This window comes from Bradyrhizobium sp. USDA 4369 (genome assembly GCF_054056435.1).
On sequence record NZ_JBSRYH010000001.1, the window covers coordinates 7,530,926 to 7,544,656 of the forward strand.

Annotated in this window: 13 protein-coding genes; 4 read left to right on the forward strand and 9 right to left on the reverse strand. The window is 67.0% G+C overall.

The genetic code is table 11. The features are described from left to right. Positions 1 to 273: 273 nt before the first annotated feature. Positions 274 to 501 (reverse strand): hypothetical protein, encoded by a 228-nt coding sequence (locus ACVIJ6_RS34235; protein ID WP_456776337.1) that lies wholly within the window; start codon positions 499 to 501, stop codon positions 274 to 276. A 262-nt stretch (positions 502 to 763) separates the two neighbouring features. Here ACVIJ6_RS34235 and ACVIJ6_RS34240 point away from each other — a divergent pair, with 262 nt between their 5' ends. Beyond that, positions 764 to 1,189, forward strand: a complete 426-nt coding sequence (locus ACVIJ6_RS34240) for an NUDIX hydrolase (RefSeq protein WP_456776338.1) — start codon at positions 764 to 766, stop codon at positions 1,187 to 1,189. A gap of 122 nt (positions 1,190 to 1,311) precedes the next feature. Here the strand turns inward: ACVIJ6_RS34240 and ACVIJ6_RS34245 are convergent, their stop codons facing one another. Further along, positions 1,312 to 1,521, reverse strand: a complete 210-nt coding sequence (locus tag ACVIJ6_RS34245; RefSeq protein WP_456776339.1) for a PRC-barrel domain containing protein — start codon at positions 1,519 to 1,521, stop codon at positions 1,312 to 1,314. 142 nt (positions 1,522 to 1,663) lie between these two features. Beyond that, positions 1,664 to 3,328 (reverse strand): tannase/feruloyl esterase family alpha/beta hydrolase, encoded by a 1,665-nt coding sequence (locus ACVIJ6_RS34250; protein ID WP_456776340.1) that lies wholly within the window; start codon positions 3,326 to 3,328, stop codon positions 1,664 to 1,666. 189 nt (positions 3,329 to 3,517) lie between these two features. On the opposite strand from ACVIJ6_RS34250, the gene ACVIJ6_RS34255 reads away from it, so the two are divergent. Further along, complete coding sequence (locus ACVIJ6_RS34255; protein ID WP_456776341.1) at positions 3,518 to 4,882, forward strand: LLM class flavin-dependent oxidoreductase; 1,365 nt, start codon at positions 3,518 to 3,520, stop codon at positions 4,880 to 4,882. Between the two features lie 221 nt (positions 4,883 to 5,103). On the opposite strand, the gene ACVIJ6_RS34260 is transcribed toward ACVIJ6_RS34255, so the two are convergent. The 6 genes from ACVIJ6_RS34260 to ACVIJ6_RS34285 form a co-directional block, all read right to left on the reverse strand. Then, the gene (locus ACVIJ6_RS34260; RefSeq protein WP_456776342.1) at positions 5,104 to 6,015 is read right to left on the reverse strand and encodes a MurR/RpiR family transcriptional regulator; all 912 of its coding nucleotides are present in this window, start codon (positions 6,013 to 6,015) and stop codon (positions 5,104 to 5,106) included. A 100-nt stretch (positions 6,016 to 6,115) separates the two neighbouring features. Then, entirely contained in the window at positions 6,116 to 6,769 is a 654-nt protein-coding gene (locus tag ACVIJ6_RS34265) for an aromatic-ring-hydroxylating dioxygenase subunit beta (RefSeq protein WP_456776343.1), read from the reverse strand. Further along, complete coding sequence (locus ACVIJ6_RS34270) at positions 6,766 to 8,064, reverse strand: aromatic ring-hydroxylating oxygenase subunit alpha (RefSeq protein ID WP_456776344.1); 1,299 nt, start codon at positions 8,062 to 8,064, stop codon at positions 6,766 to 6,768. The genes ACVIJ6_RS34265 and ACVIJ6_RS34270 overlap by 4 nt, the downstream gene beginning before the upstream one ends. Before the next feature lie 58 nt (positions 8,065 to 8,122). Beyond that, a complete protein-coding gene (locus ACVIJ6_RS34275) occupies positions 8,123 to 9,625 on the reverse strand; it encodes a glutamine synthetase family protein (RefSeq protein ID WP_456776345.1) in 1,503 nt (500 codons plus the stop codon). A gap of 207 nt (positions 9,626 to 9,832) precedes the next feature. Beyond that, entirely contained in the window at positions 9,833 to 10,525 is a 693-nt protein-coding gene (locus tag ACVIJ6_RS34280; protein ID WP_456776346.1) for an aspartate/glutamate racemase family protein, read from the reverse strand. Further along, positions 10,515 to 11,321, reverse strand: a complete 807-nt coding sequence (locus ACVIJ6_RS34285; protein ID WP_456776347.1) for a GntR family transcriptional regulator — start codon at positions 11,319 to 11,321, stop codon at positions 10,515 to 10,517. Before ACVIJ6_RS34285 ends, ACVIJ6_RS34280 begins: the two co-directional genes overlap by 11 nt. Positions 11,322 to 11,529: 208 nt before the next feature. On the opposite strand from ACVIJ6_RS34285, the gene ACVIJ6_RS34290 reads away from it, so the two are divergent. Beyond that, complete coding sequence (locus ACVIJ6_RS34290) at positions 11,530 to 12,666, forward strand: ABC transporter ATP-binding protein (RefSeq protein WP_456776348.1); 1,137 nt, start codon at positions 11,530 to 11,532, stop codon at positions 12,664 to 12,666. Between the two features lie 11 nt (positions 12,667 to 12,677). Continuing rightward, positions 12,678 to 13,727 (forward strand): ABC transporter substrate-binding protein, encoded by a 1,050-nt coding sequence (locus tag ACVIJ6_RS34295; RefSeq protein ID WP_456776349.1) that lies wholly within the window; start codon positions 12,678 to 12,680, stop codon positions 13,725 to 13,727. The last annotated feature ends 4 nt before the right edge of the window (positions 13,728 to 13,731 follow it).

Consider the following 13,731-nt stretch of genomic DNA (forward strand, 5'->3'; position numbering starts at 1 on the left):
AAAAAGCGCCCGCCGGCCGTGAAGCCGAGGGCGCCCTCGCCACCAACCAAACACGCTTCAATCAGCGCGGCGTTGGAAATGGTTTGATCGTGTTGCGTCTACGGGCCGCTGTGCCCAACGCGTAGACAGTACGGTCCCTTAGAACGCAAATCCTGTCAAGCGCGTTATTGCAGCGATGTCTGCACCAATTCAGGCCCGCATGCAGCAAATCTATGCAGGTGCGACACTCTTACCTGGCGACGCTGTCCTCGCCCCGCTGCACGCGCGGCAGGTTCAGCGCGACCGCGGCGGATTGCTGCGCGCCGGAGCGGTCAGGAAGCGATCGAGCTCGGCAATGGCTTCCGCTTCGCGCGCCCGTCGCAGCTGCCGGGCCTGCTCGATTCCTGGCGGCAGGCGCTTGGCCAGGTCACGCGCCTCCCGCGCCGTCTGCAACAGTCGCTCCCCCAGCGACATCGTCTGCTTGACGCGCCGTCTTCGTTTTTTCGGAACTTCGACTTCCATGCTATGATGACCCGGCTTCGATTCTGACGCAAATACAACCCTAGATGATCAACCAGCGCCTGCAGCTACATAAGTGAATCCGAAATCCACGGCGTGCTTCGAAACGATGGGGATGCAGCGGGCCTCCGGCGGGCTTTGCGGCCCACATTAGCGCCGGTGGACCGATGGCTTCGTATCGAATGATGCGGACGAGCGGCGCGCGCCGGAGGCGAAGGAACCAATCGCCAGCCGCCCGGTTCAAGCCGCAGCAAGAGGGGGTCCCATGAAGCACAAGCAATTCGCCGCCCTGCCCTTTCGTATCGAGGCTGCAGAGCTGAGCATCCTGCTGATCACCACGCGCCGGAAGCGACGATGGTCGGTGCCGAAGGGATCACCGATGCTGCGCAAACGCGCGCACCGGGTGGCCGCGATCGAGGCCTATGAGGAGGCCGGGCTGCGCGGCAAGATTGGCCGCCAGGCGCTCGGTCGCTTCAGACACAATAAGCGCAAGGGCAAGCGCAAGATCGCGTGCGAGGTCAGGCTCTATCCACTGCAGGTGACGAAGCAGCACGGACGCTTTCCCGAGCGCGGCCAGCGCAAGCTGGTTTGGCTGCCGGCTTCGGAAGCCGCGCGCCGCGTCCACCATCCCGAGCTGCGGCGGCTGATCCAGGGCTTCTCGCGGCTGAAGCAGCAGCGCAAGCGGCGTTGAGGCACGTCATGCAAGCGCGACAATGACGCCCTGGTCGGCCTGCAGCTGGATGGGAACCGGGCCGTTGTGACGGCCGAGATGCGTCGACAGCAAGCCGTCGCCCAACGGACCGGCGCAGCCGCTCAGCGCTCGGCAAACTTGATGGTCGACACCGGCCAGCGGCCGTCATGGCCGCTGATGGTGATGCGCAGACCGTGCAGTTCGTCGAGATAGACCTGCTCCACGGTTCCCGCCTTGCCATCGCTCAACGCTACGCACTTCCCGATCAGCTCCGTCTGAGCATGCTCGAACTCGCACAAAATGGTGAAGGCTCGCGTCTTGACGGCAACCATGAGGAACGGCGTGAGGGCTGATGGGACGCCGCAACGTTGCGGAGGGAGGCCGGCGCTGGCCGGTAGATCGGGGCTCCGGCACGCCGCGTCAACGGCCCATCAAGCGATCGTGCACGCGGCTCAGGCAGCACGCACGATCTGGTCAGCGGCATTCGAAATTGGCCGCATCCTCCAGGCTGCCGCTGCCTTTGTAGGCCAGCACCTTCGGGAACGCGCAGAGATCGCGCGTGCGGCCCGGCCACGGCACGTCGGGTGCACGCCGTGCGGTGGCGCGGATCGCGTCCGGCGCTGCGGCTGTGCCCTCCACCCATCGGTCGAGCGCCGTCAGCAGGTCGAACTGATCGGTCGCAGGTCCGCCGCCGCAATGGTTCATGCCGGGAACCAGGAACAGCCGCGCGAAGCCGTCGGCGTCGGCATATTTTGTCCTGAGCTGGCCGACATAGTCGATCGTGTCGAACGCCGAGAATATCGGATCGGCTGTGCCATGATAGAACAGCATCTTGCCGCCCTTGGATTTGAAGGCGTCGAGATCGGTCGAAATCGCCGCCTCATATTCCATGCCGGCGTCGAAGCCGCCGGCGCCCTTCATCACCTTCCGCGTATCGCGGTCGAGATCGAAATTGAGCACCCAGGCGACGAGATCCTCCGGCGTCTCCGGCGGGCTCATGAAATCATAGGGCACTCCGCCGGCGATCAGCGTCAGATTGCGCGCATTCGGCGGGCTGGATTTGGGCGTGCCGAGCTTCCAGGCGCGCCAGCCCGGCGCGGCGAGGCCGGGATCATAGGGCCAGCGTGCATAGATCAACCCGCCCATCGCATTGCGGCTGCCATCGAACATCAACTTGATGGCCTTCAGCTTCGGCGCGGACAGGCATTGCGCGCTGTCGCCCTCCTTGCAGGCGAGCACGGCCGGATCGAAGCGGCACGCCATGACGTCCTGCACCATGCCATCCTTGGCGCCGTCGGCACCGTCGCACGCCGCGATCACGCCATCGGCCGCCAGCTGCAGATCCTCGTCGGTCAGCGCACTGCCGACATCGGCCTTGCCGTCCGGGCCGGGCGGCGCGATTGCCAGCAGCGCCTGCTCCTGGACGATCACGTCGATGCCGGCGAGCGGCACGCGATAGGCCGGGGCCCCGGCGATCACGCCGTCGAATAGTTTCGGAAAGCGCTGCGTCACCGCCATCGCCTGGCGACCGCCATTGGAACATCCCGCGAAATAGGAGCGACGCGGCGCGGTGCCGTAGAGCTTCTCGGTCGCGGCCTTGGCGGCTTCGGCCACCGGCGGAATCGAGCTGTAACCCTTGTCGCGCCGCGCCTGCGGATCGAGCCCGAACAGATACGGCCCAAGCGGCCCCGGCTCCTCCAAATGTCCGGAATCGGTGGAAGCTACGGCATAGCCGTTGGACAGCCCGTTCGGCGGCGTCGCACCGGTGACGAGGCCGAGTGCGGGCCGCAACACGCCATCGACGCCGCCACCGCCCTGGAAGACGAATTTGCCATTCCACGTCGCGGGCAATCGCAGTTCGTAGCCGATCGCGTAGGGCTTGCCGTCGATGCCGGTGCGCTCATTGATCTTGCCGCGGATAAGGCAGTGATCCGGCGCGGGACTGGTGACGCCCGCGGACGCCGGCGGCGCCAGCTGCACACCGCCAGCGGCGACGAACTCCGCCGTGACGACGCGGCCGCTGCCCGAGAAGCCTTGCCCCAGCGCGGCGCAGCTCGCCTTGAAATCCTCGGCATGGGCCGATGCCAGGGCCGACGAACCCAACGCAACCGCAGCCAGCGCCATCATCCGGATCTGCATCAATCTCGTCCTCCCGACTGTACGGGCGAATGGCCCGTCGCGTGCCGTCGTTGCGTCGCGGCACGCTTGATCGCATCTGGACCATAGCCAAGCCTGCGCGCGGCTCGCAAGCGGCCCTGCGCATGCGCGCGATTGAAAACGCCAGCACAAGCGTGCCATCTGTCTTCACGACACGATCGAGGGACCATCATGGCTGCGGACATCCGGTTGAATGCGTTTGCGATGAACTGCGTCGGGCACCAGTCGCCCGGCCTGTGGCGGCATCCGCGTGACCGCTCCTCTGACTATAACCGCCTGCCCTATTGGATCGACCTCGCCAAGACCCTGGAGCGCGGCCGCTTCGACGGGCTGTTTCTCGCCGACGTGCTCGGCGTCTACGACGTCTATGGCGGCACCCCGGACGCAGCCTTGCGCCACGCCATCCAGGTGGCGGTCAACGATCCGATGATGCTGGTCTCGGCGATGGCCGCGGTGACTGGGCATCTCGGCTTCGGCGTCACCTGCACTTTGTCCTATGAGCCGCCCTACCCGTTCGCGCGCCGTATGTCGACGCTCGATCATCTGACTCAGGGCCGCATCGGCTGGAACATTGTCACCGGCTATCTCGACAGTGCTGCGCGCGGCATGGGCAAGGTGCGTCAGACCGCGCATGACGACCGCTACGACGTCGCCGACGAATATATGGAGGTGGTCTACAAGCTGTGGGAGGGCAGCTGGGAGGACGATGCCGTCAAGCGCGACCGCGCCAGCGGAATCTTCACCGATCCCGCAAAAGTCCACCGCGTCAGCCACCAGGGCGAGACCTATCAGCTCGACGCCATCCATCTGTGCGAGCCGTCGCCGCAGCGGACGCCGGTGCTGTACCAGGCCGGCACCTCGCCGCGCGGCCGCGTGTTCGCCGGCCGCCATGCCGAATGCGTGTTCATGTCCGGCCCCTCGGCCAAGATCATCGCACCGCGCGTCGCCGCGATCCGCCAGGCGGCGGTCGAGGCCGGCCGCGCGGGCAACGACATCGTGATTTTCAGCATCGCCACCGTCGTGCTCGGCGAGACCGACGCGGAAGCCGAAGCGAAGTTCGCCGATTATCGCCGCTATATCGATCACGAGGCCTCGCTGACCCTGATGTCGGGCTGGACCGGCGTCGACTTCTCGACCTACGAGCTCGACCAGCAGGTCCGACACGTCCTCAACGACGCCGGCCGTAGCGCGATGGACAACGTCACACGCGCCGACCCGGACCGGGTCTGGACCGTCCGCGAGGTGGCCGAGCATGTCGGCATCGGCGGCATCGGCCCGGTCTTCGTCGGCGGGCCTGCGAAGGTCGCCGACGCCATCGAGCAATGGGTCGAGCAGACCGGTGTCGACGGCCTGAACCTCGCCTTTGCGCTCTCGCCGGAGAGCTTTGCCGATGTCGCCGACATGCTGGTGCCGGAACTGACGAAGCGCGGCCGCTACAAGCAGGCCTACCAGCCGGGCACGCTGCGCGAAAAGATGTTCGGCCCCGGCCGCGCCCGCCTCGCCTCGCCGCATCCGGCGGCCAGCTATCGACCGTGAATGTCGGACACGCTGAGATGATGATCGTTGGCTTATGCGGCAAATGATCTGACAATGAGTTTCTCGTCATGTCCCGGGCATCCACGCCTTGCCACGCACGCCGACGTGGATGGCCGGGACAAGCCCGGCCATGACGTAGAATCAGATGTGGCCTCACGGCGCTCTTGCGCGCGGAGGCCGCCCCGGCGGTGAGGGCGGCAGTCGCGCCTGCTCAGCCGGCCCTACTTCTCGCGCAGGCCCTTCTGGATCGGCGTCATGCCCGGCGAGCCCTGCTCGTCGGCCTGCTGCAGGGCGAGGAATTCGCCGAGCCGCTTGCGCGCCGGCGAGCCGAGCGCGCGCGCGACCTCGGAGATCAGGAGCTCGGTGAGCACGAACCCGCCCGCCATCGAATCGAACGGCTCCAGCCCTTTCGTGCTGCTGGTCAGCAGCGTCGTCGCGTGCGAGGCCAGCGGCGACAGGAACTGGTCGGTGACCAGGATCAGATGCGCGCGGCGCTTGGCCGCCTCCAGGCCCCAATCGAGCGTGCTCTGCTGGTAGTGCCGGAAATCGAACAGCACCACGACCGTCCTGGGCTTGAGGTCGACGAGCGCCGAGATGCGCTCGGTGCCGTCGGAGGCGATGTGGGTGACGTCCTTGCGCAGCATCGAGAGATAGGTCGCCAGCTGCGTCGCGAGGATCGCGCTGATCCGGCCGCCCATTACCAGCACCGGCCGTGCGACATCAGCGAGCGCTGATACCGCCGCCTTCAGCTCCTTCGCATCGAGATGCGAGAAGGTCGAGCGGATGCAGTCGACATAGGCCGCCTGCGCCCGCGCGGCCGGCGTCTCGGCCGCCGGCTGACGCTTGGAATCCGGATAGGCATCGACCGGCGAGAAGATGCGCTGGTGGATCTCGGCGCGCAGCGTCTCGTGAAATGCGCCATAGCCGTCGAAGCCGAGCTTGCCGACCAGCCGCAGCACCGTCGGCGCGCTGACCTCGGCGGCGGTGGCGAGCTGGATGATCGGCACCAGGCCGCCGGTCGGGTAGTTCTCCAGGATGACCTTGGCGACCGCGAGCTCCGCCGGCGCCAGATGGTTGCGCACCACGCGGATGCGCTCGGCCACGGTGCCCTCGCTCGGGAGCGGCGCGCTCACGACGAACGGTCCTGCGATCGGAGGGGCATGGCGATGATCATCACCACGCAGCTAGCATGAATCGCGTTGTCGCAAAAGTGACGCGCCGCAACGGGACGACTCAGAGCAGGAACGTCATGTTGTGCTGGCTTCTGGCGGCATCGAGCAGCGCCACCAGCTTGCGGTCGATCTTGAGCCGGCCGTCCTCCTCGCGCAGAACGTGACCCATCCAGCCGGTCAGCGTCTGCACGACATGACCGGCGCGCATCTCGTGCACGATGAATTGCGAGCGAATCTTGACCTCGCCGTCCGCGGCGGTCGCGATGCGCACGAAGCCGGCATTCAGATGGCTAGTGTAGGACGGCGGCAGCTGCGACGACGCGACGCCCGTGCGCAGCCAGACGATGCGATCGCCCATCCGCCGCCGGTCGTCGAAGGCGATCGTCACCTGGCGCTGCGGATCGCCTCTCGCGGCATCGGGCATGTCGCCGGCCGCCGGCACCCAGTACAGGCATTGCCGCGAGTAGAGCTGATACCAGCGCTCGAAGGCGCGGCGGTCGAGCAGCCAGTGCTCGTGCAGGATCAGCGCCTCGTAACGCTGCCGCTCGGCCTCGGTGAGCGGCGTGCCGATCGCCTGCCATTCGTCGAGATCGCGGCGCAACCGCGCGTAATAGGCATCATCGACATAGGTCGATTCCAGGCTGTCGCGCAGAATGTCCTTGAGCGTGAAGCCATCATCCAAGGCCATCTTCATTTCGAGATCGAGCGGGGTCATGCGGCGGCCAATCGTGTCGTGGACGTCATCAGGCGCTTCCACGCGCGCCAGAACGCGCGCAGCGGCAGGTCGTCGGTCACCGGTCCGGTCAGCATGCCCTTCGGGCCGATATACTCCTTGCCGGTGCCGAGATGGCGATTGGTCAGAACCCATTCCATCTCGGGGATCGACAGGCCGGCCTGGCACTCCTCGAAATTGGCGAGATCATCCGGCTCGCCGAAGCTCGGAAAATCCTCCTGCAGCCGCATCCTGAGCGCGTTGACCTCGTCGGGCAGGTCCGGCGCCTCGAGCGCGGTCGCATACCAGGTCAGATGCGTCAGATCGACCTTCTGCGGCTCGATGACCTGGATCTGGTTGCCGATGATCAAAAGGTTCGGGAAGATGTTGAGGTTCATGCCCGAGCCCATCACAACGTCGAGCGCGGCGTCCGCTTTGGCGCCGAGCTTGGCCCGGATCGCCTGCTCGTAGCGAGTCTCGCCGGGCATCGGCGCCGCCTGCTCCCAATAGCGTTTGATCTCGGCGCGTTGGTCGATGAAGGTGTGGCCGTTGCCGACATCGGCGACCGTCTGCAGACCGTGATCGACATTGCCGATCGTCCACTGCATGTCGACGCCGGCGCCGTACCGGTCCTTGCGCATGCGTAAGAGCGACATGTGCGAGAAGCCCGGATGATAGCCGTCGGCGGAATTGTCGTAGACCAGCTTCCAATTGCCGAGGCAGATCATGCGATGCGTGCCGCGCTGCAATTTCAAGGTCGCGCCGGGCCAGCGGTCGAGCCATTCGTCGATCAGCTGCGCGGCCGGCCCGAGATGCGTGACGAGGTCCGGCATCTCCCGGTTCAACGTCGCGAAGATGAAGCCGCGGTAGCTCGCGACCCGCGCGCGGCCGAGGCCGAGCGCCGCCTTGTCGAAGCCGGGGCCGTAGCCCTCCTCGATCGGCACGCCGACCAGCGCGCCCGCGCTGTCGAACGACCAGTTGTGATAGGGACAGGTGAAGCGCCGCGCCGTGCCCTCGTCCTGGCGGCAGACGGTGGCGCCGCGATGGGTGCAGCGGTTGAGCAGCACGTGCAGCGCGCCGTCGCGGTCGCGGCTGACGATGACTGGCCGCAGGCCGAGCTTGCGGCGGACGAAGCTGTGCGGCGCCGGCAGCTCGCTCTCATGCGCGATGAAGGTCCAGGTGCCGCCGAACACGCGGTTCATCTCGGCGGCGAAGATCGCCTCGTCGGTGTAGAGCGAGCGATGCACGCGATGCTCCTGCACCAGCATGTCGAGCGGCAGTTCGGGTGAATGGCTCATGCGGTCTCCTCGAAGCCGGCAGGACGCAGGCGGTCGTTGCCCGCGTCCTGCGCCACGGTCAGTAGCGCGTGAAATATTCGCGGTGCTCCCAGGCGGTGACGTCGTCCGGCGTCGCCTGCCAATTCGGCTCGGCGGCGAGGAAGCGGTTCACCTCGCTCTGCTTCATGCCGAGCAGCCAGTCGACGAAGACGTCGCCGAGCTGGGCGCGGAAGTAGCTGCTTCCCTTCAGCGCTTCGAGCGCCTCCATCAGGTTGGTCGGCAGCAGCGGGCGATGCGTCGCCGTGTAGGGGCTTGTCTCCAGCGGACCGGGATCGAGCTTGCGGCGCAGGCCGTCGAGTCCCGCCAGCGCCTGCGAGGCGATGTAGAGATACGGGTTGGCGCCGGGCTCGCCGACGCGGTTCTCGATATGCGCCGACGGCTCGCCGGGCATGCCCTGCACCCGGATCATCGCGGCGCGGTTGTCATAGCCCCAGGTGGCGCGGTCCGGCGCCAGCGAGTTCGGCTTGCGGCGGCGATAGCCATTGACGGTCGGCGTCGTGAACACCGAGGCGGCCGCGGCATGTTCGAGCAGGCCGCCGACGAAGTGGCGGCCGACCTCGGACAGCAGCTCGCCCGAGCCGGGCTCGGAGGCGAAGGCATTGCGGCCGTCGGCGGTGGCGAGGCTCTGATGCAGGTGCCAGCCGCTGGCGACGTAGTTCGGCAGGCCGGGCCGGGTCATGAAGGTCGCATGCAGGCCCATGCGGGTCGCGACCTGCTTCACCATGGATCGAAACAGCGACATCGTGTCGGCGGTCTTCAAGCCGGTCTGGACGTCGAAGGTGAATTCGAGCTGGCCCGGCCCCATCTCGTTCTCCATCGTGCGCAGCGGCAGGTTCAGCGCCACGCAATGATCGGCGAGCGTGCAGATGAAGTCGTCCATGCGGTCGAGATTGTCCTCGACCTGGTAGGAGAAGCCGCGCGCTGCGGCTTCGACGAGCGGCGGCGTCGGCGGCAGGCCGAGCGTGCCCATATCCTCCGGCGCGAGCTTGGGATCGATCACCTTCGTGACGTAAAACTCGATCTCCAGGCCCGTGATGAAGGTGTATTTCTCGCGCCTAAGCTCGGCGAGCGCGGCCTTCAATTTGTGGCGCGCATCGAACGGCACCGGACGGCCGTCGCGGAAGTAGAGATCGCCGAGCACCCAGCCGGTGCCGGGCGACCAGGGCAGCACGCGGAAGGTGGTGGGATCGGGCACCAGGATGACGTTGGCGAAGCCGGCCATCTCGGCCATGCCGAAGCCGCCGCCATCGACGAACGGATTGTAGGCGATGCCTTCGGCGGAATCGAAGCCATATTGCGCATTGGTGAACTCGATGCCGTTCTTCAGCGCGGCATGGAACGGTGCGGGCATGAGCGTCTTGCTGCGCAGCTTGCCCTGGGGATCGGCGACGGAGACGCGGATGCAGCGCAGGCCCGTCTCCTTAACCGCCGCGAGCGCCTCGCTTGCGGCCGCCTTCTGCTCGTCGCTCCAGAGGCCATGCGCCTCGATGAAACCGCTACTCACGTTGGCTCCTCCTCGCATGAACGCGCCGCGTCGCGGGCATTCGCTTGATGGTCACCGGCGCAGAAAATCTGTTTCATTACGTCATATCTTTAAAGCGTAAAATTTATTACTCGTGCCGAAATAATGAGCCGCACCCTGCCCGCGCGCGAGCCAGCGCCACGGCGATCAGATCGCAGCGCCTCATGGCCTCATGGGTGGGATGAACGCCTTCGGATCAGGCGCAGATCAGGCGCCGAGCCGCTGCAGCAGCTGCGTCACCGCCGCCGCGATCGGCTTGATGATCGGCACCTCGAATTGCGGCTGCAGGCGGTCGGCGGCCTGCGCCAGCGGCCCGCCGCCGATGATCACGGCCGAAGCGCCATCCTCCGCGATGCAGGCGCGCGCCGCCGCCGCAAGCGCCGACTCCAGCCGCTCGGGATCAGCCGCGAGGGCCGCCGGATCGCCCGCCGTCAGCCGCGTGCCCGTGAATTGCGCCGCCAGCCCGAGCTGCCCGGCCAGCGCCGCGATGCTCGTAACCAGTGCCGGCGTCACGGTGGCGATCCCGAAGCGCCGCCCTTCTCGCGCGGCCTCGCGCATCGAGGCTTCGCCGATCCCGATCACCGGGCGCGGCCAGAAGCTGCGGATCTCGGCGGCGCCGGGATCGCCGAATGCAGCGACAATGATGCCGTCGCAGCCATCGCCCTGCGCCCGCGCGATCTCGACCACCTCGTCGGCGGATGCGGCCAGCGCCGCGCCGTCGACGATCATGGCCGGCGCCCGTGTCGCGGTCGCGCCGACAATCTCGGCCCGCCCGTCACAGCAGGCGGCGGCGATCGCCACCATCATCGCGGTGGTCGCGGCCGAGCTGTTGGGATTGATCAGCAGGATGCGCGGCAGGGGCGAGATCATCGCGTGCGTGCCGACGTGCTCAGCTGTCATGGCGCGCAGCCGGCCTGACGCCGAGATCCTTGAAGATCTCCGTCAGCTCATCGACCTCGCCGTCACCCTGCCGCGGCTGGATGCGGCGCTCGATGTCATCGAGATGATGCGTCATGGCGGCCACCGCCGCGGCCTTGTCACGCGCCAGCACCAGCTCGCCGATGTCGGGGTGCGAATCCGGCGAGCAGTCGGGCGCGCCGGGCTGCTCGAATGTCGCGATCGCCAGGGACGTGCGCAGGATCAGCTCGCGGGCCATGTCGAGCAGCACGTGGTTGCCGGCGAGCTGCGCGATCAGGATGTGGAATTCCGCGGTCAGCGACAGCGAGGCCCAGCGGTCGCTGCGATCATCGGCCGCCTCGCGCGCCATATGCGCCTTCAGCAGCGCCTTGCCCGGTTTGTCGAGCCGGTCGATGGCGGCTGCCACCGTCGCCGCCTCGATGACGCGCCGCGCAGCGAACATCTCGCGCGCCTCCTCCCAGGTCGGCCGGTAGACGAAGGCGCCGCGGTTCGGAAACTGCACCACGATCTTGCGCGAGGCGAGATGCGCCAGCGCCTGGCGGATGTGGATGCGCGTGGTGCCGAGCGCGCGCGCCAGCCGGTCCTCGCCGAGCTTGGTCCCCGGCTTCAGCCGCTTCTGGCTGATCGCCGTGAGAATGCCCTGCACGACCGGATCGTCATCCATCCGCCGCGGATCGACCGGCTCGGGCTCCGGCCGCGGCGCCGGCCGGCGCCGGACCTTGCTCCGGGCCGGGGTCTTCTGCGCAACGCGATCGGCTTTGCCGCGAGTCTTGATCATGCCGTCCTTTTTAGCCGAAGCCGGCGAGATTGAAAGCAGCCACATTGCCGCTTCTTTCACCAGGCGCCGCCCATTTCGTAGACAAAATGTAACATAAATTGTCGCCAATTTTTGGCGCCAAAAATGTTTTACAGTCTTTACAATCGCTTGCGCCAGCAACGATAATGGCACGGCGCTTGCTGACCTCTGGCGCGACGGAGAGCCATGCATGTTGAGCAGCGCAACGACGAGAGAAGCCGAGGCCCGGACGGAGGCGCGCGGCTGCGCGTTGGCGCTGCAGAGCGTCGGCCACAGCTTCGGCGCCACGGTCGCGCTCGACGGCATCGATCTGGCGGTGGCGCGCGGCGAGCTGATCGCCCTGCTGGGCCCGTCCGGCTGCGGCAAGACCACGCTGCTGCAGATCATCGCCGGCTTCCTGCAGCCGAGCCGCGGCGCCGTCAGCTTCGACGGCGTGCGCATCGACCGCACGCCCGCCAATCGCCGCCGCATCGGCATGGTGTTTCAGAACTACGCGTTGTTCCCCCACCTCACCGTCGCCGAGAACGTCGCCTACGGCCTGCGCGCGCGAAAGTCGCCCGGCGCCATGGTCAAGCAGCGCGTCGCCGAGATGCTGGCGCGGGTGCAGATGACGTCGTTCGGCGATCGCTTCCCGCGCCAGCTCTCCGGCGGCCAGCAGCAGCGCGTCGCGCTGGCGCGCGCGCTCGCCATCGATCCCGTGCTGGTGCTGCTCGACGAGCCGTTCTCCGCGCTCGACAAGAACCTGCGGCTCGACATGCAGATCGAGATCAAGAGCCTGCTCAAGAGCTGCGGCGTCACGTCGATCATGGTCACGCATGATCAGGAAGAGGCGCTGTCGATGGCCGACCGCATCGTCGTGCTCAACAAGGGGCGGATCGAGCAGATCGACACGCCCGATGCGCTCTACGACGCGCCTGCGAGCCTGTTCGTCAACGGCTTCATCGGCCACGCCAATTTCCTGAAGGGACGGACATCGGCGCAGCCCGGCACGGTCGCGCTCGATGCCGGCTGCGCGCTCGCTCTGTGCGGCGCCGAACCGCCGCCTGCGCACCGCGACATCATGGTCTCGATCCGGCCCGAGAACCTGGCCCTGGTGTCGGACGCGCAGCCGCGCACGATCGCCGTGACGATCCGCGTGGTGATGCCGCTCGGGGCGTTCAGCGTGATCGACTGCGTCACCGCCTCGGGCGAAGCCATCAAGGTCAGCCAGTCCCGCGCCGCCTGGTCGGGCCGGCCGGGCGACGCCGCATGGCTCGTGATTCAGGACATCAGCAAGGTCCACGTCTTCGAGGCCAATACTGCCTCGCCATCCATCGCAAGAGCATGAGGAGTTTCACGATGATCCTGTCCCGCCGACGCCTGCTCGCCACCGCCGCCGCGGCCCTCGCCGCGCCACATATCATGGCGTCCTCGCGCGCCCGCGCCGCCACTTCGATCGTCGCCACCACCTACCCCGGCAGCTTCGACGAGGCGTTCCGCGCGGTGATGGGCCCGGCCTTCCAGAAGGCGACCGGCGCCGACGTCGCCTTCACGCCGCTGCTCGGCGTCGACCAGATCGGCAAGATCCAGGCGTCGCGCAACGCCCCGCCCTTCGACGTCGTGCTGTTCGACGAGGGTCCGCTGATCCCGGCCATCGCCAGCGGCGTGATCGAGAAATTCCCGACGGAAGCGTCCAAGAGCTTCGCGCAGATCCCGCAGCCGTTCCGCCATCCCGACGGCTACGCGCCGGTCATCACCGTGCAGCTGATCGGCATTGCCTATAATCCGAAGAAGATCACGACGCCGCCGACCTCGTGGGAGGATCTGTGGAAGCCGGAATATAAAGGCCGCGTCGGCATCACCGGCATGGGCTCGAGCCTCGGCACCGCCTTCATGGTCGAGATCGCCAAGCTGAATGGCGGCTCGGAGACCAATCTGGAGCCGGCCTTCGCGGCGATCAAGAAGCTGTTGCCCAATGTCGGCGCCATCGCCGCTTCGCCCGGCGCGCTCGCCGCTTTGTTCCAGCAGGGCGAGATCGATATCGCCTTCAATTTCTGGAACAATGTCGCGCTGCTCGCCGCCAAGGGCGTCGATATCGCCTTCGCCAAGCCGAAATCGGGCGCGGTCATCATCCGCTCCAGCGCGCAGATCGTGAAGAACAACCAGGATCCGAAGCTCGTGCTCGATTATCTCGACACGGTGATGTCGGCCGACGCCCAGAAGGGCATCGAGGCCGCGCCCTGGGTGATGATGCCGACCAACAAGAACGTGGCGCTGACCGGCGCCAATCTGACGGTGGCCAAGAGCGTCGACGACCTCATCGCCAACAACGTGCTGCTCGACTGGACGAAGTTCCAGCACATGCGCGGCGAATGGATCACGCGCTTCAACAAGGACGTCAAGATCTAGCGTT